Raw genomic sequence first — 256 nt, forward strand, 5'->3', positions numbered from 1 at the left:
AACTCTTCGGCCTGTTCGCGGGTCATCTTGATGCGGCGCTGGGCGACGATGCGCAGGCCGGCGTCCTCGATCACGGCGTTGACCTTGCCGGTCAGGTTGCGACGCGTAGCGTCGGGCTTGATGATCGAGAAGGTGCGTTCGGTCATGGGATGTGACTTCTTGTTTGGGAGATTGAGGGTCGCGGGCTTATAGCGACCACCTCCCGCGTTTCCAACTGTCCGTTTTGCATCCCTGACGCGCGCCAGACGGCGTTTCG

Annotated in this window: 1 protein-coding gene; it reads right to left on the minus strand. The window is 61.7% G+C overall.

The features are described from left to right. Positions 1 to 146: nucleoside-diphosphate kinase (locus CVH10_RS22270; protein ID WP_369335970.1), on the minus strand; the 146-nt coding region annotated here is incomplete at its 3' end. Between the last annotated feature and the right edge of the window lie 110 nt (positions 147 to 256).

It is taken from the genome of Halomonas sp. ND22Bw, assembly GCF_003011945.1.
GTDB classification, from domain to species: domain Bacteria; phylum Pseudomonadota; class Gammaproteobacteria; order Pseudomonadales; family Halomonadaceae; genus Halomonas; species Halomonas halophila.